General features: G+C 48.0%; 32 protein-coding genes. 1 reads left to right on the forward strand and 31 read right to left on the reverse strand.

The genetic code is table 11. The features are described 5' to 3' along the window. Positions 1-134: 134 nt before the first annotated feature. The 4 genes from IPP74_14475 to IPP74_14490 form a co-directional block, all read right to left on the reverse strand. Positions 135-329, reverse strand: a complete 195-nt coding sequence (locus tag IPP74_14475) for a hypothetical protein (protein MBL0320477.1) — start codon at positions 327-329, stop codon at positions 135-137. Positions 330-565: 236 nt separating this feature from the next. Continuing rightward, positions 566-838 (reverse strand): hypothetical protein, encoded by a 273-nt coding sequence (locus tag IPP74_14480; GenBank protein ID MBL0320478.1) that lies wholly within the window; start codon positions 836-838, stop codon positions 566-568. A gap of 125 nt (positions 839-963) precedes the next feature. After that, complete coding sequence (locus IPP74_14485; GenBank protein MBL0320479.1) at positions 964-1,206, reverse strand: hypothetical protein; 243 nt, start codon at positions 1,204-1,206, stop codon at positions 964-966. A 692-nt stretch (positions 1,207-1,898) separates the two neighbouring features. Beyond that, positions 1,899-2,465: a M23 family metallopeptidase gene (locus tag IPP74_14490; protein MBL0320480.1), complete on the reverse strand. Its 567-nt coding sequence runs from the start codon at positions 2,463-2,465 to the stop codon at positions 1,899-1,901. A 90-nt stretch (positions 2,466-2,555) separates the two neighbouring features. On the opposite strand from IPP74_14490, the gene IPP74_14495 reads away from it, so the two are divergent. Next, entirely contained in the window at positions 2,556-2,822 is a 267-nt protein-coding gene (locus IPP74_14495) for a hypothetical protein (protein MBL0320481.1), read from the forward strand. On the opposite strand, the gene IPP74_14500 is transcribed toward IPP74_14495, so the two are convergent. The 27 genes from IPP74_14500 to IPP74_14630 form a co-directional block, all read right to left on the reverse strand. Beyond that, positions 2,823-4,679: a hypothetical protein gene (locus IPP74_14500; protein ID MBL0320482.1), complete on the reverse strand. Its 1,857-nt coding sequence runs from the start codon at positions 4,677-4,679 to the stop codon at positions 2,823-2,825. It abuts the gene before it with no gap. Positions 4,680-4,682: 3 nt separating this feature from the next. Next, on the reverse strand, positions 4,683-6,140 hold the full coding sequence (locus tag IPP74_14505) for a hypothetical protein (GenBank protein ID MBL0320483.1): 1,458 nt from the start codon (positions 6,138-6,140) through the stop codon (positions 4,683-4,685). Between the two features lie 8 nt (positions 6,141-6,148). Further along, positions 6,149-7,258, reverse strand: coding sequence for a hypothetical protein (locus IPP74_14510; GenBank protein MBL0320484.1), 1,110 nt, complete (start codon positions 7,256-7,258; stop codon positions 6,149-6,151). A 2-nt stretch (positions 7,259-7,260) separates the two neighbouring features. Beyond that, positions 7,261-7,863, reverse strand: coding sequence for a hypothetical protein (locus IPP74_14515; GenBank protein ID MBL0320485.1), 603 nt, complete (start codon positions 7,861-7,863; stop codon positions 7,261-7,263). 1 nt (position 7,864) lies between these two features. Further along, positions 7,865-10,852, reverse strand: a complete 2,988-nt coding sequence (locus tag IPP74_14520; protein ID MBL0320486.1) for a hypothetical protein — start codon at positions 10,850-10,852, stop codon at positions 7,865-7,867. Then, the gene (locus IPP74_14525; GenBank protein MBL0320487.1) at positions 10,849-11,193 is read right to left on the reverse strand and encodes a hypothetical protein; all 345 of its coding nucleotides are present in this window, start codon (positions 11,191-11,193) and stop codon (positions 10,849-10,851) included. The genes IPP74_14520 and IPP74_14525 overlap by 4 nt, the downstream gene beginning before the upstream one ends. 1 nt (position 11,194) lies before the next feature. Beyond that, a complete protein-coding gene (locus tag IPP74_14530; protein ID MBL0320488.1) occupies positions 11,195-11,977 on the reverse strand; it encodes a LamG domain-containing protein in 783 nt (260 codons plus the stop codon). Between the two features lie 3 nt (positions 11,978-11,980). Beyond that, the gene (locus IPP74_14535; protein MBL0320489.1) at positions 11,981-13,456 is read right to left on the reverse strand and encodes a hypothetical protein; all 1,476 of its coding nucleotides are present in this window, start codon (positions 13,454-13,456) and stop codon (positions 11,981-11,983) included. Between the two features lie 139 nt (positions 13,457-13,595). Continuing rightward, positions 13,596-13,826, reverse strand: coding sequence for a hypothetical protein (locus IPP74_14540; GenBank protein ID MBL0320490.1), 231 nt, complete (start codon positions 13,824-13,826; stop codon positions 13,596-13,598). 215 nt (positions 13,827-14,041) lie between these two features. Continuing rightward, positions 14,042-14,314, reverse strand: coding sequence for a hypothetical protein (locus IPP74_14545; GenBank protein MBL0320491.1), 273 nt, complete (start codon positions 14,312-14,314; stop codon positions 14,042-14,044). Between the two features lie 56 nt (positions 14,315-14,370). Further along, complete coding sequence (locus IPP74_14550) at positions 14,371-15,720, reverse strand: hypothetical protein (GenBank protein ID MBL0320492.1); 1,350 nt, start codon at positions 15,718-15,720, stop codon at positions 14,371-14,373. A gap of 9 nt (positions 15,721-15,729) precedes the next feature. Beyond that, a complete protein-coding gene (locus IPP74_14555; protein ID MBL0320493.1) occupies positions 15,730-17,061 on the reverse strand; it encodes a hypothetical protein in 1,332 nt (443 codons plus the stop codon). Continuing rightward, a complete protein-coding gene (locus IPP74_14560) occupies positions 17,055-17,486 on the reverse strand; it encodes a hypothetical protein (protein MBL0320494.1) in 432 nt (143 codons plus the stop codon). Before IPP74_14560 ends, IPP74_14555 begins: the two co-directional genes overlap by 7 nt. A 51-nt stretch (positions 17,487-17,537) precedes the next feature. Next, on the reverse strand, positions 17,538-17,849 hold the full coding sequence (locus IPP74_14565; GenBank protein MBL0320495.1) for a hypothetical protein: 312 nt from the start codon (positions 17,847-17,849) through the stop codon (positions 17,538-17,540). A gap of 2 nt (positions 17,850-17,851) precedes the next feature. Beyond that, complete coding sequence (locus tag IPP74_14570; protein ID MBL0320496.1) at positions 17,852-18,556, reverse strand: hypothetical protein; 705 nt, start codon at positions 18,554-18,556, stop codon at positions 17,852-17,854. A 3-nt stretch (positions 18,557-18,559) separates the two neighbouring features. Next, on the reverse strand, positions 18,560-19,075 hold the full coding sequence (locus IPP74_14575; GenBank protein MBL0320497.1) for a hypothetical protein: 516 nt from the start codon (positions 19,073-19,075) through the stop codon (positions 18,560-18,562). Between the two features lie 88 nt (positions 19,076-19,163). Continuing rightward, positions 19,164-19,919, reverse strand: a complete 756-nt coding sequence (locus tag IPP74_14580) for a hypothetical protein (protein ID MBL0320498.1) — start codon at positions 19,917-19,919, stop codon at positions 19,164-19,166. Between the two features lie 86 nt (positions 19,920-20,005). Beyond that, positions 20,006-20,161 carry a hypothetical protein gene (locus tag IPP74_14585; protein MBL0320499.1) on the reverse strand — a complete coding sequence of 52 codons (156 nt, stop codon included), beginning with the start codon at positions 20,159-20,161 and terminating at the stop codon, positions 20,006-20,008. 4 nt (positions 20,162-20,165) lie between these two features. Next, complete coding sequence (locus tag IPP74_14590) at positions 20,166-20,675, reverse strand: hypothetical protein (protein MBL0320500.1); 510 nt, start codon at positions 20,673-20,675, stop codon at positions 20,166-20,168. A 26-nt stretch (positions 20,676-20,701) separates the two neighbouring features. Then, on the reverse strand, positions 20,702-21,733 hold the full coding sequence (locus IPP74_14595; GenBank protein MBL0320501.1) for a phage major capsid protein: 1,032 nt from the start codon (positions 21,731-21,733) through the stop codon (positions 20,702-20,704). A gap of 18 nt (positions 21,734-21,751) precedes the next feature. Beyond that, positions 21,752-22,477 (reverse strand): hypothetical protein, encoded by a 726-nt coding sequence (locus IPP74_14600; GenBank protein ID MBL0320502.1) that lies wholly within the window; start codon positions 22,475-22,477, stop codon positions 21,752-21,754. Positions 22,478-22,516: 39 nt separating this feature from the next. Further along, positions 22,517-22,789 (reverse strand): endonuclease VII domain-containing protein, encoded by a 273-nt coding sequence (locus IPP74_14605; protein MBL0320503.1) that lies wholly within the window; start codon positions 22,787-22,789, stop codon positions 22,517-22,519. 284 nt (positions 22,790-23,073) lie between these two features. Then, positions 23,074-23,397, reverse strand: a complete 324-nt coding sequence (locus IPP74_14610) for a hypothetical protein (protein MBL0320504.1) — start codon at positions 23,395-23,397, stop codon at positions 23,074-23,076. A gap of 229 nt (positions 23,398-23,626) precedes the next feature. Next, a complete protein-coding gene (locus IPP74_14615; GenBank protein ID MBL0320505.1) occupies positions 23,627-23,875 on the reverse strand; it encodes a hypothetical protein in 249 nt (82 codons plus the stop codon). Between the two features lie 2 nt (positions 23,876-23,877). Then, complete coding sequence (locus IPP74_14620) at positions 23,878-24,120, reverse strand: hypothetical protein (protein MBL0320506.1); 243 nt, start codon at positions 24,118-24,120, stop codon at positions 23,878-23,880. Between the two features lie 50 nt (positions 24,121-24,170). After that, entirely contained in the window at positions 24,171-25,625 is a 1,455-nt protein-coding gene (locus IPP74_14625) for a hypothetical protein (GenBank protein MBL0320507.1), read from the reverse strand. Continuing rightward, a complete protein-coding gene (locus IPP74_14630) occupies positions 25,567-26,097 on the reverse strand; it encodes a hypothetical protein (protein ID MBL0320508.1) in 531 nt (176 codons plus the stop codon). Before IPP74_14630 ends, IPP74_14625 begins: the two co-directional genes overlap by 59 nt. Positions 26,098-26,227 lie beyond the last annotated feature (130 nt).

Raw genomic sequence — 26,227 nt, forward strand, 5'->3', positions numbered from 1 at the left:
AATCACTTAAACAATAAGAGTATGAACCTAAGAGTTCTGCTAATTATCTGGGTACTCTGGTTTGCCTATATTTTCTGGGCGATTAACCAATAAAAAGAAAACCGCCTTTTGGGCGGCTTCTTTATTACAGTAGTCTACGCTTCTGATTCTACACTATTTTCTTCTTCAATGAGTCGAGCGTCGGTTTCTTCTACTGTTTCTTTTACCTGTAAAACAACGAACTCCGCATCGGGAACCACCGTTCCTTCTGTGTCGATTCGCGCCTTACCCTCATCACTTGTTGAGTCGTATACGCTTTGAGGTACTACGAACTTTGTTTTATCTTCCATAATTTAAGGTTCAACAACTAATATAACTGACGGGTCGAGCTTCCAAGGATAATACATTGTCTCTCTATTTGCCATGACTACTGGTACAAACGGTGCTTCCTCTGACTCCTCCTTGGTACGTCTGTTATACCAATCCTTCACAGCTTGTAACTGTCGTTTTCTTTGACAGAGGGTGCATATAGGACGCAACACTTTTGCTTCCGTTTCAACTTCAACAAAGCAATATCTACAGATTTTTAGAGGCATATTCCCCAATGACTTTCATATCCGTTGGCAAACGCCCAGCGCGTCACCGTGATTTGGTCTGCTCCCGACAGAATGTTCATAACTCTATCTTCTTCGATAAGACCCTCCTTCCTCATCATTGAGACAAACCATTCCCAAGTTGGAACGTGATATTGGAATAACCCGTACTTACGAAATCCATCAGAATCTTGTGCATTGACTGCCTTCTCGTTGAAGTTGCTTTCACAATCTGCAAGAGCCTCTAATTCGACGTTTTGGCTCAATTCGTATCTCCATGCGGGTAATATCGTCTGTTGGGTCAAAGTCTCGTCTACGGGCAATTTAGGGGCCAATAAGGGGCTACTCAGAGGGTCTGCTAGGAGTGACAGACCTATAACTAAACCTAGCATTACTCTTTTGGGCCTTCTTGAAGTTTCTTGAGAAGGTCGGTTACGACGTTCAAGAGGTAGAGAACCATAGCACCTGCTACGAGTGGTTGAATCTTGAAGTCAGAGAGCGCGAGTCCGTCCTGAATAAGCGCGGTAATCGAAGCAAAGTACATCAAGAAAAGCGGTGCAAGAAATAGGATTGTGTTTTTAACCCACTTCTTTGCATCAGTGGTGTTCAAAGTCCATTTAGGTGATTGTTTCATACAGTTTCGGCGTTATGCACCGAGTTCCCGTGAGGTGTGAGGTAGTTGTGTCGCAACTTAGTGAGACCTACCCGACGGGAACCCGATGTCCGAAAACATCAGATGTACAGGCGAGTTACGGTAGCACCTGTACTTAATACGAAAAAGGAGAACTGACTTGGTGAGTAGTACGCCGTAACTACCTGAATGGTAACAAAGATAAAACGATTTCACAGCGAAACTGTGGATAAATATAAAAAGCCTCCCCCCTATGTGGGGGAGTAATGAAGGAAGCCAGTCAGAACTCCATAGTAGAAGTCCTTTGGCTGTTTCTCGAACGGGATGATTCGTTCGAGTGCGTCGTGGCAGTCCCGACAGATGTAGAGGATACACCTTCGAGAATGCCTGTCGCGGAAGTGGCGTTTCGGAAGAATGTGATGTCGTGTTGTGGGCTTGTACTGGTTGCACTTCGGACACAACATTGTCTTCTGCATCGCTGCTCCCCTTTCTAAAGAACAGGCGGTCCTCAAGACGACGAACTACTAGGTACGGTATTTAGTGTTTGACCTTGTTCGTCATCTTGAGCAACTCCCGTATCTGTTTTGGGGTTCTTTGCTCTTGCACTTTTCTACATAAAACACAAAAGGTAGATGAGGCGAGTCCGCCAAATCTACCCTGTGTCTTAAACTTCTTTCCATTACAGTATTTACATTTCATTTCCTCATCTTGTCTGCCAGTAAATCTGCAAGTTGTGCCATAAGTTCCTTTAGTTTGTTATATAGCGGTGCGATGTCAAGTGCATAAGTCGGATACATAAACGGCATTGGGTCGATTGCTTTCCACGAACCCTTAGTCCAAACCTCAAACTGAAAGTGGAGATGGTCGCCCGACGAGTAGCCTGTGTTGTCGGCCCAACCAATCAAGTCTCCGATGAACACCTTGTCCCCAACCTTCTTCTGGTAGCCCAAGAGGTGTTCGTAGATGGCTCGGTACTTCTTTCCCTCATGTTCTGTAACTACTCTAACATCGAGTCCCGACTTAGGCTGGGTGTCGATGAAGTCCACGATACCGTCTGCGACTGAATAAACTGGTTGACCGTGCGTGGCTCTCATGTCTACGCCCTTGTGTCCTGCAAGATAGAGGGACTTGTAGCCCTTAGGTGGCTTTAGTCCATTACATGCTATGACCTTCTTGCCTGTTTTTAGGTCTACACAGGCTTTGTTTTCACCGAAAGACTGCGTAACAACAAACGGTTTAACTGGTCTATAGATGAATTGCATATATGTGTATTATTTCACTGCAAAATCCCATAGCAACGAACCTGTGGATATCCTATTGACAGGATTAGGCTAAAGAGGTAATATACAGTTATGAAAAAAGTAGCTATAGGACTTCTCGTAGGACTCGCTTTCTTGCTTCCAAGTGCCAGCGTCTACGCTAGTGTCCCAAGTGAGAATGAGAGAATCATTAGTAATCTAGTGCGACAAATCCGTATGCTTCAGAAACAACTTGACGCTCTCCAAGAAGAACAGAAAGTAGAGGAAGTGAAGGCAGAACCTGTGAAAGTCGAAGCCCCAAAGGTAGTGCCACCAAAGTTTCAGAACGGTGGAAACAAGGTCGGTACTGTAAGCGCGTAACTACTCTCCTACGGCCTGTGCGCCTCTAGTTGCAGCCTTTATAAGAGCCTCCTCAATGATAGGGAAGTCTCTTGATGTCTTACCCAATATCTTTGCCAACGTCCCCGCAACTCGTGGGGATGTTGTTATAAGTGATGAGAGCGCAGGCCACATACCTGTCATAATTGCACCAAGAGAACCCGTACCAATGAGCGAGCGGATAAGTCCCTTCGGTGCCCAGTCACTAAGCTGTTGACCTGCAACCTTTGCACTAAGTAGACCACCAGTCTCCTTATCAAGCTCGTCCATAAGAGTCTTCCTGAACTCTTGGTTCTGACGGAGTGAGGACACAATTTTCTTAAATGCTGTGTCAGTAGATGCTTGGTCTCCAAGTGAGAGTCCCTTACGAATGTCATCAATAGCGTCAGTCATGTCCCCGTAGAGGGCCATGGACTTGTCATATCCTTCCACCTTTGAGAGAACATCCCTAGTCTTGCCACGCATAGCTTCAACAAGTGCCCTAGCGTCCCTATTTTCTCCATAAAGGTTTGCGAATGACCTCTTGAGTCGGTCAACACCAACAGATGTTCTGTCACCCTCTTTGAGTCCGAAGTCTGCCATCTCGCTAGCAATCTTTTGTATATCTGCCTGTGCTTGTGAATTGAATCTAAATACTGAACGGCTGAAGTCTAGAGCCTCTGGTGTACCTGTGATACCAAACTTACCTAGCTGTTCCTTGAAGCCCTTAAATATAGGGGTGACATCAAGTTGCTGGCTAGAACCCTTCATAGAAGACAGGAGGTTTTCATACTCCGAACTTCTACGTCCGACAATCGCACCGAGCGCGTCCCTAGCCTCACCGACAATCTGCTCTGGCTGTATCTGACCCTTGAGTGCCTGTGAGAATGCGTCACCAACTTCGCCACCAGCCTTGGATGCTTCAAAGCCTCGCTTAAGAGGACCGTACCTTGCACCAGTAAGGACACCAGCAGATTCACCCGCAACTCGTCCTGCAATCTTAGAACCAAGTGCTCCAACGATAGGAATACCTGCACCAATGGCAGTTCCGAGTCCTGGCTTTACCTTGCGTCCAGCTTCCAAATCCTGTGCAACGTCTGTTCCAAGTCCTACAAGACCACCTGCAGCAACTCTACCGACAGTCTGTGCAATCTTCGGTGCTAACCTTCCTGCAAGACCTGCTGCAACTCTCTCACCTGCAGCGACGGGTACTGCAAGAGATGCCACGTTTAATGCCGCACCTGCAACTTCTTTTCCAGTAGGAGCTTCAATGTAATTCTTATTTGTCTGTGACTGACCTCGTGCAATAAGACTACCAAGGGTGTCCACCGTCTTTCCAAAACCTGTCATCTCGGCAATCTTCGTCGATATCGGTTTCTTTGGCTCCTGCTGTGGAACTTCCTGTTGCGGTGCTTGCACCTGCTGGCTCGGTTGTGGGGTTTCTTCAGAAGCCATTGCTGTCTGTACTCCTGAAAGTTCTCTATATGCTTGGCTTACTTTGGCAACATAGGCTGGAACATCGTATTGCACACCTTGGGAGTTCGTTCCTTTTAGACCTTGCTTGTATGAGTCGGGCTTACCAGAGTTCCAAATGGAAGCAATCTGTGCAGGTGAATTGCCAGCATCTTTGAGAGCTTTGACTTCCGAATATGCCAACTTGTTTTGATTCTCTACCGTCGCAGGGGCATTTTCGTCACCGAGGTGTTTCTTTGCAAGTGCCTTATATGTGTCAGGCATGAACTGATACCCACCAAACTCACCGCTTGCTCCACGGGCGTTGTACGGGTCTTGTGAAGAACCCGTTTCTGCCTTGCGGATTGCTTTGGCTAGACTCAGTGCCTGTGGGTCAAGGTTATCCATTGTTTACCATTGTTCTGCGAATATATCTCCACCTCCGAATCCTGATGAGGCTCCTGGTGCTCGTGTGTATTCCTGAATCTTGGAGTCCATCAACTCGGTAGCTGTCTTAATAGATGCCTGAATCTGTTGAGGGGTCATATTGTCTGGAAGAAGCTCTCTAGCCGTGGCACGAGTACCATCGGTTGAAGTACCACCACCAAGAATCTTAGCAAGCTCATCTCGGACGTTGCTGAGTGCGATGTTGTATGACTGGACAGGACCGCTACCGAACTTTTCAGCAATAGAGTTGATTCCCTTGTTAATAAGCGGAATGCCAAACTGCGCGCCCAGTTTCTGATAAGCATCGAGGAGCGTTACCATGTGTTGCTTTACAGTCTCCGCACCCTTTTGCATCTGTCCTCCGATAGTACCTGTCTGTTCAGTTGATGCTGTTCTAGCTGACGCTTCAGCATTAGAACCCACCACATCGAAGTTAGAACCAAGAGCTTGGTTGAGTGCGTTGACACCACCTTGTCCATAACCTGAGAGTGCTGATACGGCGTCGTCATAGCTCATCTGTCCAAGACGCACTCGTTCAATAAGGGGTTGGACAACACTGTTTAGACCACCAGTAGAACCGCCACCGAAAGGCTGTCCTGTAAGTGGGTCAACAAACTGGTTGCTGTAGGGGACTTGTACTGGTTGTGCAAGACCTGCTGCGGTCCCAAGTCCACCAATCTGCTGTGATTGCTGGGTGTTAGCACCACCGAGGGCTTGTGCCTGTGCGTTAGCCATCTGCTGTTGTGCAGTGAGTTGCTGGCCTGTTCCCTCAAGTGCTGCCTGTTGACCTGCTGCGAGTGCGCTCATACGGGACGAGGCTGACTGTGAAGCGATAGCTGCGTTACCAGAACCAACCACGTTAGTTCCTGTGCTGAGGTTTCCTGCAACCGCGCCCGCACCTAGTTGTCCGACTCGTGAGATTTCACTTCCATACTGTTCGCTAAGTTTACGAGCGTTCTCTGCAATCTGCTCATTCTTACCCGCCGTTCCTCTAAGGTCTTGGAGTAGCTGTGTCTGCGTGCTGTTTGGTGTAGACGCCTCTGCAATTCTGCCTGTAAGACTTGGGAAGTTAAGCAGTCCTTTGACTGGCTGTGCTGATTTTACTGGTGAAACACTTGCTGTCTGTCGTTGGGTTGGATTGTTTATTGAACTGACCTGCGACTGTATCTGGGCGTTAGTACCAGAAACAACAGGTACTCCACTATAGCTACCTGAACCATTTGATACAGGAGCTTGGACAGGTTTAGGCTTTGAACCACCAATAGTAACAAGACCTGGGGATGCAAGTGATGACTTGGTGAGGCTTGTACCCTGCTTCTTGGCAGGTTGTGCGAACGCACTAGAGACTGAGCTACCAACCCTTTTATCAAGGGCACGATTCCTATTGAAGACTGTTGCTACCGTGTTGTTAAGAGCTGCCATATTATTGTTTATTGCTGTGCATAGAGGTAAAGGTTCGGGTTGTTTGGTATCGGCTGAGCACCCAAGTCCACGTTCACACTCTTGTTCGCAGCGTATGCTTCCAACAAGTCAAGCCTAGACTGGTACTCGGTATCGTACTTCTTGTACGCCTTGTCGTTGTCTACTATAGATGAAAAGTAAATCTTTAGTGCCCCAAATACTAGCATGTCGTGGAAGTCCTCTTGGAGAAGTGGGAGCTGACCAATGACATAGGCCGACGCAGTTGCGCTTGGCGCATTCTGAATGGGTGAAGCTAAGACCACCTCTGTTGTGCTGTTGAACCTCTGAATTGGATACCAGATGCCATCACCGCTTGGAGGAGTGATTTTAAGGTGGAGATTGAAGTGCAGAATGTCTACACCTGTGGGATATGGTGTCGCCCATCCTGTTCCTACACCAGTTACCACGTTACTTCCTACGGCAATTCCACTAAGGGTTCCTGTGGTGAAATCGGAGAAGGTAAGGTCAGGAACACGCGCCTTGTAGTTGAAAGTGATGATGTTTCCACTTGTACTTGGAATCGGCCAGAACAACACCTGATTGTTATAGATGTAGAAGTAGTTTGGAATGTCCGAGGTGTACGGTAGGGCATTCAACATAGTCCACTCTTGGATGCTTTGAACAGGTGCTGGGGTAAATACAAGTTGTCCAACCGTGATGGTGTCGTTCTTAATCTTGCTGACATTGGCAGGAATAGGGTATGACTGAACACCAACTGTGGAGATTGCCGTAGTTGCAGAGTCACTAAGACCTGTCTGCCATCTAATAGCGGCAGAACCCTGTGTGAAAAATACAGTCCTCTGGTCGGAGTTTGAGAAGACCACCAACTGCTGACAGCTTACGTCAGTCCATGTCGTCGTGAGTGTTGCTGTCGTAGCACCTGCGAGCAACGCCCCTGTAAGAGTCAAATCTTCAGCTCCTATAGTAACGGTGGTGTATGTCCTCTCGTTATCGAAATACTTTTGAATTAAGTAACGGTGCTGGTCAGAAACAAGCTGACCCATCAAGGACTGGTTATCCGTTGATGTGTTGTTTGAGAGATTCGTTGCGAGACTTGTAAGCGTGGTAAAAGTTTTCATTGTTATTCTATTATTAGGACACCGTTAAGAATCCAGCTTGTCGCTATGTACGATGTAAATGTCAGTTCGTCGTTCTTATAGCTATCGAGACTTAGCACGGCATAGATGGTGCTATTGTCTTGCGCGTAAACCAGATAAGGAGCCGCAGTTACTGATGTATGAGTAAGGTTACCAGTGTTAATATAAATCGAGTTTGATGATTGAAGAAACGCCGATGTGTTTCCGCTTCCCGCATTAGGCACTATTGGCAAGCCAGAGGTGGAGATTGAAGAGCCCGAACCAGTAAACTCCGAACACTTACCAAATATGATTTCGCCACTAATTGTTGCCTTCTTGGTTGCTGGTGATGACGACGAGTCATAGGCGATAGCGTGGTAGGATATTCTACTTACATTGTATACGTTTCTTAATGTAAATGTTTCCGATTCACTGAGAATAAGTTGCGTAGTCAGCTTTTTGGTCAGAAGAACATTGTCCTCGCTAATGTTCAAAGAATCCACCCCATCGTGGACGTGACGCGGAATGCTCTTAAGTTCAAACCGAGACTTGTTAGTACCTCGATTCACTTCATCCCTTACGATTTGTCGGATTTTGTTCTCGTCCATATTAGCGGTAGCGTAGGTTCGTTAGGCGAACAAACGATGAAGAAGTTGTGCCACCAGTCGTACATACAGCCCTCAGCTGAAGCCACTGACTCTTTTGGAAGTTCACTTGGAAGTAACCCGATAGCTTGGTGGTTTCTTCAATAACATTTCCAAGTGACGTCCAAGCGTCTGTTGAGTTCAGGCGGTAGTACAACTGAACCGAGTCTCCTGACTGAAGCTGGTTTGCAACCTTGTACTCAATCTGTGAGAAGGTGTCCTTATCAAGTGCAGAACCAGTAGGAATAAGGTCGGTTTCTACAATGAACTGCGTAACTGGCGTAGAAGCTGTTTGGTCAATACCGAATGTTGACGTTCCCGTGCTGTAGCTGTTTTGCCAGAAAGACCAATAAAGAGGGGAGACAGTGTTCTGCTGTTCAGCATTTGGAAGAATGATTGTCGCCACACCGTTGTACGAACCGTAAGAGTTCTGATTCTCCAATCGGAGTGCCATACCAACATTCTGGTTCGGGTCTACGTTTTGGCTTGGTACAAACGACCAGATACCACCACAGTTACCTGCCTTAGCAGATGTCTGGTCAAGGATAGAGAAGTAGACGCGACCTCGTATGTATGCGGAGTCTCCCCATGTGAAATACGGCTCGATGTAAGTAAGGGCAGTTCCTGGAACTCCTGCACAGTAATCAGGGACTTTAAGTGCAAGCGAGGCAACAGACCCGTTCGTAATATAGATATTCCCCTTGAAACCCGCAAAGACATACGCCATATTGTTGACGTTTATCATAGTTTTTACGTTGGCCTCTGGGAGTGCGATAAGGTCGCTTGGAAGTGCATCCACCTGATTCCAAGGGTACAAAACACTACCAGCACACCCAACAAGCACAGTATTTCCAATCTCCACCAAACACTGTGCTGTCTCGTAAGTTGGAAGGTTCATGCGCTGACCTGACCATTGGACAGTTGCAGAACTACCATCAACTCCCGAAGCACCGAATGGGTAGAACGTGTTGAAGTATTGGTTGCCAGATGCACCAGTCGACATGTCAACAGAAACAGCACCACTAGAAGTGGTATACGCTTTGAATGTGCTAGAGGATGGGTTGTAAGATATGTAGTATACAGTCCCGCCCGTCACTGCTGTCGGTAGAGTTCCATACACATCAGTAAAAAACACTACAGGGACTCTAGCTCCAAACTCAAATCCAAATGGAGGGGTAGTATTTGGTGCATACGGCAACGAACCACCGAAAATCTTAGTTATCGTTCCCGTAGTAGTTGCGGCAGTATATTGAGAATACGATTGTACGTTTGCTACACCCGTAACAAGAGATGTGGTCGGGAACAGTTCCCCAAGGTAGTTACCGTCGCAGTAGTACATCTTCCCCTGTGAACCTACTAACGCATAGTTGGTATGTGTTGCGAATGGCTCGTTCAGATATACATTCTCAATGATTCGCAACATCCTGCCGAGGTCAACGGTAGGTTTGCTGTATATTCCATAATTAGAAATCTCCATTACCCATCCATTAAGAACGGCAAGTCCTGTTAGTCCTAGAGAGCTATAGTTGGTTGGGTCAGTAAGCATCCATAGGGTAGCAACGCCACTTGCGGCAAGTGAGCTGTCATAAATAGCAGTGTCATACACCCAAAGATATGCCGAAGAATCCAAAACATAATATCGGTACTCTACCCCTGTTGCGGTGGTGTACATTTCAACCGCCTTTGCTATCGCAGATGCTGGAACTGCAACCGTACTGAATGTTGCTGTACCTGATGTCCCATGAGTTAGAGGCGTTGCACCAGTTGGGTCGTAGTTGGCCGAAAGCTTAATCTTGTTGGAAGCATCCTTATATGAAACGTAATAGAGTCCACCAGTTGGAATGGTGATAACTCGGAATGTACCAGACTCTGTGAATGTGTGGATTGTGTTTCCTCCCGCTGTGGTTACAGTTCCACCAATGGCAAACATAGCACCTGTCGTATACGAGATGATGACGACACCGTCACCACCAGTACCGCCAGTACCAGTCCCAGCCCCAACACCACCACCTCCACCGCCGAGGCCATCCGTACCATTCGTACCACTTGAACCACCTCCATCCCCTCCCGCACCACCACCACCCGTACCACCAGCTCCAGCAGCACCTGTTGAACCACCACCACCACCTCCACCGTATGTTACCGATACACCAGAGATTGAGCTTGCAGTACCATTACCACCTGCACCACCAACACCTGAAGCAGCGTTACCTCCAACTGCTCCTGCGCCACCACCACCACCACCTGCGACAGTTGCAGCGACACGACCTGTTCCACCAGCATTTCCTCCTGTCCCCGCTGTTCCTCCCGTGCCGTTAGTAGCATTGGCTCCACCACCACCACCACCAGAGCCACCGTTCTGACCGTTTATGTTTCCTGCCGAGGCACTAGGGTCACCAGAACCACCACCACCGCCACCTGTTGAAGTGACTATAGAACCGAGTACGGAGTCCTGACCATTTGTACCAGGAAGAAGTATAGTAGCTCCTGCTCCACCAGTACCGACTGTAACGGTGTAATCTTGTGCAGAAAGATTTGATGTACCTGTTCGGACTGCTCCCGCACCACCACCACCCGCCGCACCAGCGGAGTCATCCGAGCCACCACCTCCACCACCACCTGCGACTGCTAAGTAGTTTACTGAAACAGTAGCTGGGCTGGTTGCTGCTGTGATGCTTGTAATTGTCGAGGAGCTTACACGGACCCAAGTACCTGCTTTAAGGGTAGCTGGTGCCGCCAAAAGAGTTGCTCCATCACTTACTGAGGCGGTTAAAGTTCCATTTGTTATTGCTTCCTGTGCTTGGCTTGTTCTACCGTATGAAGCCATAACCTCACCACTTTGAGTTGAAATGTTCGCATTTTGAATGTTTGCAGTACCAAAGAGAGGAGACGATGCAATCCCTTGCTCGAAACCTGAGATTACTATGTCTTTGTCTTCTTGGTTGTAGCTCATTTTTTAAGGTCTTCTTTGATAGCCCCAATGTCCGCCTTAATAAGCGCAATATCCTGTTGGATTAGGTTCTGGTTCTGGTTGTCTGCCTCCGACTTTGCGGTAAGAGCGACCACGTTTGCAGTTAGTTGTGTTATGGACACCGTTATAGCCTGAATCTGCGCATCCTGTTGGACGTTTACTGCATCTACAGCACTGAAGCTATTGAATACCCACATGGCAACACCTGCAACCGCGATGATGAACACCCAGTTGGTACGAAGCCCCGATGTAAAGGATGCAAAGCTGTCTCTATCTCCACCCTTCAAGGCCGTCGCTAGTTTCTTAATATCTTCTTCTGACATATTATGCGAGGCCGCCGATTGTTTTTACTGATGCTATTGCTAATCCTCCTACTGTCTTTACTGACCCAATGGCCAAACCTCCCAGCGTTTTAATCGCTGTCGTGGTAAGTGGATAAGCTAGACCCGCACCCCCATTGTACAACTGGTCGATTTCAGACTGTGTGAGAACCTTGTCCCAGATGCCACACTCATCGATAATTCCATCGTAGAATGCACTACCGTTCCTACTACCAATACAAAACGGGTCAGCAGTTGCCGCTATGTCCCACGCACTATCTGTTGGTGATGGGATAGATTGTACTGCCGCATTGAGATATATCTTAACTCGGTCCGAACCAGATGGAGTGAACGTAACAGTCACCATTCGGAATGTGCCGTCATCAGGGATAACTGAATTGTTTGTTGCACCAGTTGATGAGCTACCATCTGCAGCAGTGAAGTTGCCTTGAATCCAGTTTGCCGTTCCAATATATATCTCGTATCCCTTACCATTGGCGACAGTGTATTTCGATACGATAGTATTGTTTGACCCTGTTGAACTTTCGAGAGTCAGCCAACAGTTAAACGAAAAGGCCCCTGTTATATCAAGCCCTGTTTGCGACGCATCAGTGATGGTCAATACCTCCGAGTTGGTCTTCTCAAAATCTGCACCAAGGTCAATCTTTCCCGTAGCACTCGCAACAGTGTTAGTGTCGGTGAGCGTGTTAGAGGCATGAGAGTCCGCACGGTTGCCAGACACTTCATCCATCTTCCAATAGGAAACCAGGTTGTCGATAAGTGCCATATTCTATGTGTGTGTATACCAAATCTTATCAGGGTCAAAGTACATCGAGTCGGCGGTAAGTGCCGCACCGATGAATCGAATAACCACATCAGTCGTTACTGGCTGTGTCTGGGTCACATCTCCTGCGGTTTCTGAAACATAGATTGGGTTGTTTACTGTGAAGGTAGGGAAGTTCGCATCAGCACGAATCACACCTTGCAAGAGAACCGTACAGGCGTTGCCGTCAGTTCCTGCAACCACGACCATTCCGAGCATTCCACGAGAGTCTCCGTCTGCACCTGCTGCTGAGTTAGCATCACAGGCTTCCCAGCGTGAATCTGTCGGGTCGAGATAAACCAAGTCACCAAATGCCTGTGCATAACCAGAAGTTGCTGTCATTGTGATACCTGAGTAAGCACCGTCTGCTGATGCTGATGGGTCAAGGCCAATAGACGCGCCTTCTGCAAGCAACTGAGTTCCTGATAAGGAAGCCGTTGTAATCGTTGGAGAAGTAAGAGTTTTACTGGTGAAAGTGCTGGTGCTTGAAAGCGTTGGCACACTGTCTGCGTTTGTACCTACATCTGCCGTAGCGATTCGGAAGTCTCCACCTGCTACCGCAAGAATGTTACCTGTCTGTGTGAGAGTAACGTCACTTGAATCCCAGTTGATGACACCACCTTCTGCAAGGAAAAGGTCGGAGAACGCTGTACCCGCAGCACCGAGAACTGCCCCGTCGTTGGCGTCAGGAAGCAGGCTGGTGTTGATAGTTGCAGTAGTAAATGTCGCAGTTGTCGGAGTTGTGCCTCCTACCGTGCCGTTGATGTTGATGGAGGCTGTTCCTGTAAGGTTGGTTACAGTACCTGACGAAGGAGTGCCGAGCGCACCATTGAATGTAACGAAGGCTCCTGCACTACCGACGTTGATTGCCAAAGCGGTCGCAACACCTGTTCCAAGCCCAGAAACACCTGTGGAGATAGGGAGCCCAGTTGCACTAGTGAGTGTCCCCGAAGATGGCGTTCCAAGTGCTCCGTTAAACGTAACGAAAGCACCCGCAGACCCTACGTTGATGGCAAGTGCTGTTGCGACTCCTGTACCCAAGTTTGCAAGTCCCGCAACTGGATAACCAGTACAGTTTGCAAGGTTACCAGAGGTCGGTGTGCCGAGGAGGGGGGTAACAAGGGTAGGGGATGTAGCCAAAACAACATCACCAGAACCTGTTGTAGAAGCTGCGGAGATTGCTGTTCCGTTACCTGAAAGGATGCCAGTAACCGTAGTAGAAAGGGTAATTGCGGGAGTTGTCGTAGCAGTTGCAACCGAACCTGCGAAACCGTTAGCTGTAACCACAGAAACGGATGTTACTGTTCCACCTGCAGAAGCAAAGTCCACCAAAAGTCTGTGAGTCGTTGGGTCAGCGTAAAGAGGAACGATTGTAGTTCCGTCTGCATTGGAGACAGCTATGAGTCCTTGTCTTGTGTTCTGGTCAATGGGTGCGTTACTCAAATTATTTCACTTTAGCGAACACCATCTCCGAAAGGATGGGTGCGTACTTTTCTTCCTCAACCCGACTTCTTGGGTGATGGAAATGGCACAGTGTAATACCATTGTTAATTTCGTAACGTAGTTCTGGGTGTTTCTCAACTCAGAATGTGGTGAGCTTCGACACGCCCAGAGCAGTCCCCGTTGGAAATCTGGCACTTCCAACAGTCCCTATTCTTGACTTGTCGCATCCACTCTTTGTAACAACCATCGTAAGCATGTTGTCTATCTTTTTTAAGCTTAGTCCTATCTGAAATCCATCTATAGTTATTTTCCCCTCTGAGGTGTGGAAGTTCAAGTCCCTTGTTCCACGGGATGGCGCCTTTCTCAGCATATCCTCCTAGATACTTTTCAGCCCCAGGCGACTTCACACCACTCCTCCCAGAAGGCTTGCCCTTATGAGCCTCAGACATGTGCTTTCTATACTCAGGTTTGCTCCATAGGTACGCTTTACTACACAAATGCGAACAACAGACCCTAAGACCCTTCTTTACAAGAGATGGTCTTACCTCAAAAGGTTGGTTACAGTTTTTGCAGGGGACTTTCATTTTACGATGAATCTATTAGTAAGTGACCTGTGGAATCGACATACAGCGAAACCCTTGTTGTCCCGTCAGCACTGGATAAGGCGTACATGGTAGGTCGGTAGTTGTCGTCTAGATGAGCGTAATCACCACCGTTGTCTGAACCTGTAGTATTGTCATCTGCCGAAAGACCATGGTTCGTAGGGTCGGCAGTGACTCTAGTAATGGTTGCCCCATCAGAGTCTAGAAGACCCGTCATGCTGTATCGTCCGTTTTCATCTAGTCGTGCGTCTGACATATTTACTGTGTATGGTACTTCTTTTGTTGTTGAATGTCTTAAATCTGTGGAAGTATCTAGTAGCTGAATATGTAGATTGCTCCTGCTCCACCCGCTCCTCCAGCACCACCAAGCCCTGCGTTATGTCCACAACCACCACCACCTCCTCCACCACCGTGTGAACCACCTTTACCTCCCACAGCACCTGCGGTTGCAGCTTGGACTGTTGAACCACCGCCACCTCCTCCGCTCCCACCTATTCGAGAGTTGCCATCAGCACCTGCGGTTCCAGCGGTTGGTGCGTTTTGGCTTACACCAGCGGCTCCACCACCTCCTGCGGTAAATGCGTTTGACGCACCACCAGCAGACGGTTGGTTTACGGCTGGACCAGCGGTTATCTTTCCTCCTCCGCACCCGCCTCCACCTCCACCAAACATTGAGCTACCACCAACAACCTGTGCTGGTGTTGCCGTATGTCCACCACCGCCTCCACCACCATACATTGCGTTGTGGGTAGTGATTACGGTTATCGGGCCACCTGAACCTGCACATGAGGGGTTTGCAATAGTGATTGCAGAAGTACCAGGGCCTCCACCAACACCAAAGGCTGTAGTTCCAACGGCTCCAGCAGATGCTTGTCCTCCACCCCCCCCTCCGCCTCCAGCAGCACCAGAAATAGCACCACCAATTCCACCACCACCACCAAACGCTCTTAAATAGTTGTTTGTACTAAAACTTGTTGTGCCTCCAATACCTCCGTTTCCACCCGCAGCACCCGCAGCACCAGGGGCACCTGCTGTTCCACCTGTACCAACAATGAAGTCTTCTGTTGTACCAAGGTCAGATGCTCTAAAGATACGGCGGTTATATGCGCCACCGCCTCCCCCTGCCCCACCGCATGAAACAGTTACCAGCGAGGCACCCGCACCACCTCCTCCTCCAGCTCCCCACATAATGACCTCAACGAACTTTGGCGTGAACGATGTTGGCTTTGTCCACACGCCTGCGCCGTTAGTAGTTTGTGATTGCACATCTGATGCAGTAAGACCGCTTGTTACAAGTGTCCCAGATGAATTAAGTCTGTTCCACTTTGTTCCATCGTATTCAACAGACTCGCCTGGGGATAGAGTTCCTGACCACACATCTACTGCAAGAGAACCATCGTAGTGCTGAACGGTAACGGTATTGCTATAGGTAGCCTGTGCGTTGTAGATAACAATCGTCTTTACCTGACGCTGTGTTGATGTATCTGGGGAACCCACAATCGTTGCCGTCGCACCACTAGCGTTTGTCTCATTTGTGTTTGTTCTCCCTGGTGTGAACGCCGTTGTCGTTTGGTCGGCCCACCCAGCCTGAATATCCAAGTCTACGGTGGTTTCCGCAGAGTATACAATTCTTATTAAGTCAGACGTTGATGTAAGTAGCATGTGTTTTTATTAAAATCCTATTGAAATACGAGCCATCACTTGGGGTTGTGTTAAACCAGCTGCTGGAATATCCGATGTAAGAGCCAACGTCCCCGACTGGTTTGGAAAGGCAAAGTTTTTATCTGTGGCGGTGATTGCACTCAGGTCGAACAAAGCACTTAGATTGGTTATTTGACTGGTAAAACCTACTGTATTTACATCACTTGTATTTAGACCTGCAATTTTCAAGGCAGTTCCGTCGTTTGTGATGTATGAAAAAGCCCCACCGTTTGTCTGACGAAGGCCATATACGCCCAAATCTAGGTCATTTGTTGCACCTGTGTATGGGACCCTATCAGTAATGTCGCCACTCATCGACTCAATCTTGTCGTAAACGTCCTTCTGTGCTGTAGCCTTCTGCGAGGTCGCCCAACCAACTCCGTAAGTATCAAGAGCAACAGAAAGACTGTTTGTGAACGTGATTGTTCCGCTTGTTGCTGTGTAAGAGGTTCCCGAAACATTTAAAGTACCTGCTGTTCTAAGGATGCTTGATGGGCCACTAAAGACACTTCCGTAAATGTTAGATGTTCCTGCCGTACACTCGAATCCCCAATGGTCAGCGACATACGTCTTGATGAGGTTGTTGTTGAAGTTTGCGTTGGCACTAGCACTTGAAATAGCTCTTGCGCCACCAGCACCGAAGTTATCGACTTCAAGCGTACAGTTTGTGATGTATGCAGAGCTTACGCTCGCAGAAAGACCAATAAGATTGTAGGCACTGAATCCGTAGCATTGAACAAATACACCCGTTACCTTGTTCGCACCACTGATGAGGGTGAGGTTTCCTGTTTGTGTCGCGGTGAATCCGTCGAACTTCACGACCAAGTTACCGAGGTCGGAGTTGTTCACCATTGTGATTCCGATGCCCGATGTGATTGTAGATGTGAAGTCGATGACAACAGTGTCGAAGTTGCCCCACGTTGTAGGAACGAAACCGCTAACAGTTACATACGCGGGGATGCTGAATGGGTTTTCAGCGTACTTTCCCGACATGACGAGAATCTGCCACGGAGTTGTAGATGTTGGTGTCTGTGTAGCAACGTAATCGACGGCTCCTTTGACAGTTGTGTAGTCTCCGTGTCCGCCTTGGTCGACAATAAGGGTACGAGTCCACGGGGTGAACATTCCGTCTTCAAACGTCGCTTTACCCCCCACTACAAACTGTTTTGTAGAGTCGTTCCAAGTAAGGTCTGTGGAGTAGTCAAAATCATCCCCCGTTGCATTTACGTAAGGGATTTGTGTTGGGTCGCCAAAAGAGATTGGTGTCCCGCCTCCTCCACCTGGTTGTTGTATCTCTACCACGTAACGTGTTTAGTTGCCTCCAAGAAGGCGTCTTTAGCTTTAGATACCTCCTCTTTTTCTTTAATAACAATCGTCCACTCTTTCTTTGTTTCCTCCGAGCGTTCTGCGGATTCCTTGTCTCTACGTGCAATTTCAGACTCTCTTTCTACAAGGTCGGACTCCCTATCCGCAAGCCCTACCTCAATCTCTTTCTTCTCCTTAATCAGCAAGTCCAGCGCACTTTTTGTAGATTTAAGACTCTCTGTCGCGGAATCTAGTTGCTTGTTCTTTTCATCAAGAGCGTCACTAGAAGATTTGAACTGTTCGTCTACGTATTCCTTTTCTTTCTGGGCTTTAACGACATCCTTTCGTACTGCACCAAGTGCAAGTGTGGATGCCTCAATGTTTGCGGTGAGGCCACCAAGACGAGTCTGGTAGACTTCCAACTGTTTTGACTGGTCTTCTGTGAGTTTTACTGCTTCGGGGCTGTAATCATACTAGATTTCTAGAACTGTATAACGTGGGCTTGTTCCTGCGATTGTGATTTCTCCTGTGTAAACCGTTCCTGCCTCCTGTGCGATTGTTCCGCCTGTACCATCGTCGTTTGCACTACTACCCTTCAAAACTGCGTGAAACACTGATGTTGATGCTCCTGCGCCAAGGCGTACAAAGAGAGCGTTCTGACCGAGGTTCTGAATCATCCAAGCACCACGAGCAGGATTAGCAGCCAAAGCTGTTGCTGCACTTGCGATTGAAGGTGTATTAGTCGGACCAGCGTGTTGGTAAAGGATAGCCGTTGAATCTGCCATATCTATTTTTTATTTCTCTTAATATTTCTCTCCAGTAATGCCTCCCTGTCACAGAGAGCCGACAGGTCTTTAGCAAGTTGAATCTCCTTCCTGCGTAGTCTCTCCTCCTCCTTAGCGACAGCTTTCTCTCGTTCCTCTACAAATCGTTCCTTTTCCTCGGCGTTGGCAGTCTTTACTGCACTTTCTGCCTCTGCTTTCCTCATAATTGCTCCCGCATCCCGCATTATCTTGTTTGCCTGCTCATTCTTAGTGTCGGCGTCCTGTAGAAGCCCCTGTGCGCGTTTAAATGCCCCGTCAGCGCGTTGTTCTTGCTCTAGTAGTGCTTTGTCTCTCTTGTCTAATGATAGGTCTTTCTCGTGCAATATAGAGTCTTGCTTGGAAAGCTCCACTGTCCTCTCGGTGAGGCGGTTCTTTTCTTCATTAACCTTTGACCACTCCTCATCGAGAGGGACTAGAGCCTCGGCTTTGCGTCGTTCATACTCAGATACCTCTGATTTCACCAGTGAAAGTTTAAGATTCTCAGCTTTAATCTCCTCGTTGATTCGTGAAACAGTCGTAACGCGGAACCTCTCTAGAGAAGCCTCCTCATCGGCGTGTGTTTCACGCAAGGCATCTACTCTCTTGGCTACTTTAAGACCTTCAGACACTTCTAACTGGCGGTCTTTCGCCTTTGCGGTGTCTATTTCGCTTTTAGTTAGAAGTTTCATTGTTTAGTTTGTTGGAAGTCCACCTCCATCAAGCGCACGCTGTCGTAGTGAGGCTTTCTTGTCTACTGCTTTTGTATTGAGTTCTCCATCCTCGTTTCGTGAGAGCTTTTCCTCCATAGGAGTCTCACTTACTGATTCCACGAATGCCTTTTTGACTTCAAGTGGTTTCAAACACATCTGAATACCTGTTGCGAGGTCATCCATGGTGTATGCACCTGCCGTCTGAATACCTGACATCGTACGGTTTCCGAGAGTACCTTCAGGGCTTCGGAGTGTTTCGTAGTGATTACCCTTAAAGAACTCACGCTCTGCCAAGTCTTTTGCGAACTTCTTACGGATTTGCTGGATTTCAAGAGGCGAGTGCTCAGGAATAATCATTGGGGAGGTTGCATTGGCAGGGAAGTGATATTCCTTCTTGCCCCATACTCCTATGAACTCCTCATCTGACCAGTTCGTGAACTTGAATACTCCATCAAAGTCTGCGGGAAGCGTTGACTCTACTTTCATTACATCATTCATATGTTTGCGCTTTATCAGCGTGGTTAGCCCTTTATCAGAGCTGAGCTAAAGTGCTCATCCCAAGGCCCGTAGGCCCTGAGTGAAAACTCTAGAGATTGACGAAGATACCTCGGTATTCGGTATCAACACCAGTCTGAACTGCGTTTCCAACAAAGCCCTGTGCGATGACACCGTTTTCAACGGCACCAGCGACTGCGTTTGAAGGTGAAACTGCTGAACCGACTGCAATCGTTCCATCACCGAGACATGCTACAAGACCCTTTGAAACAAAGAATCCGTATGCGCTTGCCGCGATAGCGTAAAGGCTGACACCAACTGCTGCGCCTGTTACGGCTGTAGGACAGATGATGACGTTCTTTCCGTGTGGTGGAAGAAGGCTGACCTCCGAAGCTGTCGTGATAGCAACCGTTGCACCTTCCTCAAGCGTTACCGCGAGAGAAGCTGATGCGTCTGCTGCTGGGTGGCTTGCAATACGAAGTGACTGTCCTTCACCGTTGTTGTCGTTCACGATGAGGAAACCGCCTGCGTACTGGTTAGCTACGACTGCTGTTGCACCAAGAGTACACGTAACTTTTGCAGGGACGTTTCCGTTTGCTGAGTAGGCCGTGTATGCAGTTACCGCAAGGTTCTGGTGGTCAGTAATCTGAGCAGGGTCTTGGTAGAGCTTACCTGCGGCAACTGTGGTAGCTGAAGATGCACTAGCAAGGATAACCTCGCGTCCATCCGACAAGTCCCAGCGTGAACCAACGAGGGTTGCGAGTGACGAATCAGTTGACGTTTGGAATGCACCGTTAGCAACAAGTGCCAATGGTCCTGTAGCTCCTTTCTGTGTAATGCGACTCATATAACTTAATTTTGTTTAACTTACTAATTCCCCTTTCGTCCTCCTGACCCCGAAGTGAGAGGCAGACGATAAGGGCGGCATAGCCTTTAACGCTTTCCGTGTCCTGCACAGTCGGCGCAAAGATTGTCTGCGTCTTTCAAACCGCTTCCATTACATGATTCACAAATAGATTCCTTTGCGGCCTCTACTGCTACTTCAAGCTCTGGGGCGGTTTCTTCTTTCTTCTTAGCAATTCTAGCCATACGTTTATGCAGCACCGAAGACACCAGTCTGGGACACCATGACCCAGTTAGTGCCGTCAGCAACAAGAGTAATCGCATCTCCAACAACTGCAGTTGCCTGTGTGTTGGTAAGCGTAGTACCGCTGATAGCAGTACCTGCTGCGTTCGTCTTTGCCTTGATAGTTCCACCTGTGACGGTGTAACCAGCAGTTGTGTTCGCTGTTACGAAAGTGTATCTAAGACCCGCTACGTTCGTTGGGAGAGTCCATGATGGAGTTCCTGACGTTGAACGGTTAATGAATACACCTCCTGACTGTGCTGCCGTTAGGGCAACAGTAGCTCCAACGAGTGCGCTTTGAACAACCGTCGTTGCTGTCTGTCCTCCGTTGAATACTGGTGCTGCTGTGAATGTCGCAACTCCTGTAAATGCTGAAGTACCAGTTACTGCAAGGTTTCCACCTACCGAAGTGTCCTCAAGGGTGTTGAGTCCGTTGTCTCGGATGTTCGGAAGGTTGTCTTCAATGTAGATAGTCATAGCAATTTATAATTAGTTGCTAATGACTAAACTCCTGTGATACTCGTGAGTACATTGTTACGCAATGCGGCTGTACAGATGAGCTGACCACCGAGAATCATGAATCCGTTTACTGTTCCCTGGTTGTAAGCCTTAATCATTCCAGTCCATGTGAATGCGTCGCCTGGTGCGTACATCGAGTCTTCGTAGACGTTTGTGATGACGTTCTTAGACTTAGGAGATACGCGGTCACCTTCCCACCACTTGAGTGCGTACCAGTCGAGTGTCTGGCCGAGGTTCAACATGTAGAAGTAACCAGTCGTGACCTTCTTATCGCGGGAGATAATCATACCGTCCCAACGCTGCTCTGTGTAACCCGCTGTCTGTGCGACTGTTCGTGATGCAGGAGAGAAGTCTTGGTTGTTGCGCTGGTATGAAGTCTGAAGCTGCTCGAAGTAACCCCAAGTGGTGTAGTCCGTGACGATGAAGTCAGGGATGATAGAACCATCTGAGATGTTGTTCCAAAGAGTACGAACTTTCACGAGTGAAATCGTACCACCTGAAGCAGTAACTGTTGCGTTCAAACCTGAGTAGGTCGCACGTGCAAGTCCACCGTAAGTTGAAGCGACAGTACCGTTGTCGATTGTGTTTGCAAGACCAGATGGAGCCTTTCCACCGAATGACGTACCGTCACCCTGAAGAAAGTTACCAATGTCGTCTGCTGCGTCTTGTGCGCGTGACTCCATCATCGTCTTCATCAAGTTCATTGTCTGCATCGGTGTTGAGTTGATGGAGAGGTCTGAACCTGCGAGTGCGACGTTCGTAGCTACGAAGGTAGGGTAGAACGTCATGTCGACGGATACAGGCTGCTGAGTAATAGGCAAGAGGTCGAAGCCGTTGAAGGCTACCGATGCAACTCCCTTCTGGTACTTAATTGGGAAAAGCATCTGCGAACCGTTCCACTTCTTCGTCTTCTGCATGATTTTGCCGAAGAAGTAGTTGTCGCGGAGAATCTGGTCAACCCACTTAGGAGCCAAGTATTGGTTCGTTGTTGTGGTGACGTTTACGTTTGGAGGCATAATAATTTATGTGTAAATCTAAATAAGTCCGTTCTCTCTGAGGTATCTCTCTGTTGCGTCTGTTTCAACACTTGTCGAGGGAGATGTGCCTGTCTTGACCATCGAACGGGATGACAAGTCCTTGGCACGACTGCTTACTGGCGTTTTTCTTGCTTGATACTCGTCCCAAACGGCGTGGTGGTCTGCGTAGGCTACTACGTTTCCATCAGAGTCCTTTGGTGAGAGCTTCTCAAGTAAGGTGAAGAATCCTTTTTGTGTCTGAGCATCTAGCGTAAGACCTGTTTCGTCCTCAATTGACTCAATCATTCCTTCAAGAGTTCGTTCCTCCTGTTGGACTGATGCGCGTTCCTGTTGCTGTTCCTCTCGAATCTTTGCTATTGCTCGTTCGGTTGCCCTGTCTTCTGCGTTAGCTAGTGCTTTCTGAAGGAGTGTTGTCGCCGCTACAGCCTCAGGAGTGTCAGTCCCGTAAATCCTAGAGATGGTGTCATCCACATCTGGATTAGTTTCACGACTGAACTTCTGTGCTTCTGTAAGGGCTTCAAGGCGTGCTGCGAGTGCGATTGACGACTCACGTTCCGCTTGGAGCTTGGCTTGTAGGCGTCGCTCACGACGATTTGATTTCTCCTCATCACTCTCCTTTTCAGGTTCATCCACCGTTACCGATGGCGTGGTTGGTTGTTCAAATGGGTCGCTTGTCTGCGGTTCGAGGTCTTTTAGAAACTCATCTTGTTCGTTCTGTGGCATACTTTAATTTCAAGTATTACCTGATAATAGACTTTAATTTCAAGTCAAATCACCGCTTCCGTACCTTTTCAGGTATCCAATAGCGGCCTGGAGAATCTGAATGCTATCTTTCAGATTACCTAAGCCGACATTGCAGTTGGTGCATAGCAGACCGCGCACTTTCCCTGTCTTGTGGTCGTGGTCTACGCACAAAACCCTTCCCTCATCTTTCTTTCCACAAATTGCACACGAGTTGTCCTGTTCCTTTATCTTCTCTATGTGCTGTTCTTGTGTCAGGCCATATTTCCTCTCTATGGCTACTGCGCTCCTCATGCGTTTGTCCCTCCTTCTAAACTTCCTGCTGTTAGGTTCTTCACCCTTTACGAAAACCCACTCCTTTTGCTTGTAGCACTCACTACAGCACCAGTAGTAACCATCGGGGTACTTCTCTAAGGCTGAACTCGTCGTCAGTTTCTTGAACCTCTCTATAGGCAAGTAAAGCTGGCATTCTGGGCAGAACTTCTTTTCAAGGGACATTCTTTTGTTATTAGTTTAATTAAAAACCGCCAATCTTTTGTGGGAGATTTACAACCCGATTTCACCTGTAAAAGAACTGCCTAGAAGTGCGCCTTGCCTCCGAATCGTGTGACCCCATTCTTCGTTGACTTGGTACTTGAAAACCTAGCAGAATCCTTTTCTGGGTCATGACTCTTGACGGACATCTTACCCATCTTTGCATGGATGGCTTTGTTCTTGGCGTCGCCGTACTTTGACGTAACAGAAGCAATTTTTCCTTGAACTTCTTTTACATTTACATGTCCGCGCCCTAGTTTAAGACTTGCTGCTGTGGGTTTGTCCTTCGTTACACGTGAAACCTTATTAGCAATAGCCTTTCCCATTGCTCCCTTAACGTCTTTCTTGTCTTCTGGTGTGAGTGACATATGTTTGTTTAGTCGTTAGGGACTCCAGCGCGGGCGTTGTCCTCTCCACGCCTCTTAATTGACTCCCAATAACGGTGCTTGTTGCTACCGTAACGGTGCTTTGAGCCAGTTGGTGAGGTGTACATCCCTGTCTTCTTAGACAACGCCTTTGACTTAGCTTCTGGCTTTGGGTCGCCTTCTCCGAATCCTTTGAGACTTGTAAGTTTGTCTGACATAAAAGTTATTGGGTTTATTTTTGCCTATTTACTTGTATTTTAGAAGCCGCGTGTTCGGGGAACTTCTCTGTAAATCTCTGTCTTGCTTCTTTGTTACTTCTAGCCCAAGTAGTTGTACTATCGTATTTTCCGTTCACATGGATGTCTCTCTTGGGGTAGTTGGTTTTACTACCGTAGTCACTAGTCACCCTTTTGACCTTATTGGCCAACGCTTTACCTTTGGCTGACTTGATGTCTTTGTAGTCTTCGTTAGAAAGTGACATATTTATTTAACTCCGTCTTTATATTTGTTTTTAATAGAATCTGCTGCGGTTCGATACTTAAATGCGTCTGTTGGCTTGTCTCCATCCCATGATGGTGCGTTGCCGTAGCTTCGGGCCTTCTTTACAACACCTGCCTCGCGGTTAAAGCGATTAGCGCGAGAGCCATGATAAAGGCGACTAGGCGTAGCAAGAGCCGAACCAACAGTATTTGTGACCTTACCGAGAGCTTTAGATTTAGCATTCATGTGGCTTAATTGTGCGTTATACGTCTAGGGTTGCAATAATCCTGTGGAAGTTACGGAAGCGGAACTTGGCTTAGCGCAGCTGATGCGGGGTCCATAGCTACGTTCTTCTCTGGTTCTGTTACTTCTTCGGGTGGCGTGTTAGCTGCAGTTGCTGCGGTGTTCATACCAGTAGCTTGCGCTTCGTTCATCATCTGAGTCTGCGCTTGCTGTTGTTGTGCCTGTTGAAGTTGCTGTGCTAGGTCTGGGAAGTTCAACATCATGTAAGCCATCGGGTCTGTCTTGTACAGGATACCGTCGCCTGCTGCTTCATCTGCATTAGGGAAGTCGAGCATCGTAAGGAGCGTCTTAGGCCCGATTGCACCCTTATCAAACAGAGCCTGTGCCATGTTGATTTGGGTAATCTCATCCTTTGGACGGAGCGAGTCAGGTGATACTGAGACAATAAGCTGAGTGGTGAGGTCTGAGTTGCTTATAGTTACATACTCTACAGCCTTGGCACTACCCATGATTGCTGCGAAGTGCTGTTCGTCGTAGAAGACGTAGTAGAGCTGAACGAACCAGTTGAATACGTTGTCTGCGACCTGTTCAATAGCATCTCCAATGCCACCACCAATACGTGATGTGTCTTGTGCTTGGTTGAGAATCATTCCACGGGCTGTCTGGTCTTCGTCTGGTTGCTGTGCGGCGATACCTTGAATACCCCACGATGAACGGAGGTCGTTCTTGCTGATTTCAAGCTCATTAAAGAAACCTACGGGTAGGTCTTGTGCTGGCAGTGGGTAGATAGCTCGGTCTATTGGTCCACCAGAAGGAACGAGGATTGGGTTGCCCTTGCGTCGTGCTGTTGCTGCTTGCTTTGCTGTCTCTTGGTTGAAGTTGTCCTCTGAGAATGCGTAGCCGTTGTTTGAGTTGTCAGCGTTGTAGTCAATCTGCTCTGTGCGCTTTGTGATGCGTCGCTGGTTGGCAATGTTCTGCTCAATCAGACCTGTGATGTCGTGAGGCTGTTCTTGGAGTGAGTAGACTGAAAGGAACGTGTAAGGCTTCTTAGGAGCAGCGAAGTGGTTGCGGGGCTTAGTTACGATAGGCTGTCCTACATCATCAAGAATAGGCTGTCCAAGCTCATCAGTAGATGACTCTGGGTATTTAAAGTATTCGTTCTTGTGCTTGTCGAGGACCTTCTCCTTGAAGGTTACGAAGCAGTAGGTGTCAGTCCACCACTCTGTGTAGACACATTCTGTACCCATGCGTCCCTCTGTGATTGTCTTGATGTATGCCTCATGCTTAGGGAACAACTCAATGAGTTCTCCTGCAGTCTTCTTGATGCGCTCACCAAGGTAGGATGTGAAGTCTCCGTAGGCATCAACATAGCCCTCTGGGTCGAACACAAAGTCCTGAATCTTGCGGTTCTCAATGGAGATGTCACCTATCTCTTTGCCATCTGAATCCTTAACAGAACGCCAGCCATGCTTGAGAACACCAAGGTGGTAGATAGACCACTGGCGCACCCATAACGCCGAGCTTGCGACGCAAGACGAGTTGGTCAGCATGGTACTGAAGCATTGTCTTAACATCTGTGGAGAGTTTGTTGCCAGTCTCTGAGTTGTCTGCATATACAACAGGCTCTGGGTTCTTGGCGAGTGCTGCAGCAAGGAATGTCTCCTCTGCTTCAAACTGTAGGTTGGCAGCCAATGGACCGTCATCAACAAGCCACTGACCATTCTTCTTTCGTCCTAAATACGACTCAAGGTTACGCTCGTATACAGGCTTATACTTACCTTCGTAGCCTGCATACTTCTTTTCCCAGTCATCACGCAACGCAAGAAGCTCCTCATCATCCATTGAGAGGTCAAGGACATCATACTTCTCGCCTGTACCTTCAGGTGAGTTGCCTGAGCCTAGAACTTTGTTGGTTTTATTCTCAACAAGGTCAGTAACACCAATAACATTTAAAGAAAACGGGTCTTGGGGGTCGGCCATATTGGTGTGAATTATAAGTTTTGTGTATCAGACTGTCTATCAACCTGTGTATGTAAATATGGGCAATCAGTGTGGAAGACTGAAGTGAGTCTCATCTCACACTCTGGGCAGAACCCTTCAGCTAGTTTAT

The sequence above is a fragment of the Alphaproteobacteria bacterium genome (assembly GCA_016722515.1).
GTDB lineage: Bacteria > Pseudomonadota > Alphaproteobacteria > Rickettsiales > JADKJE01 > JADKJE01.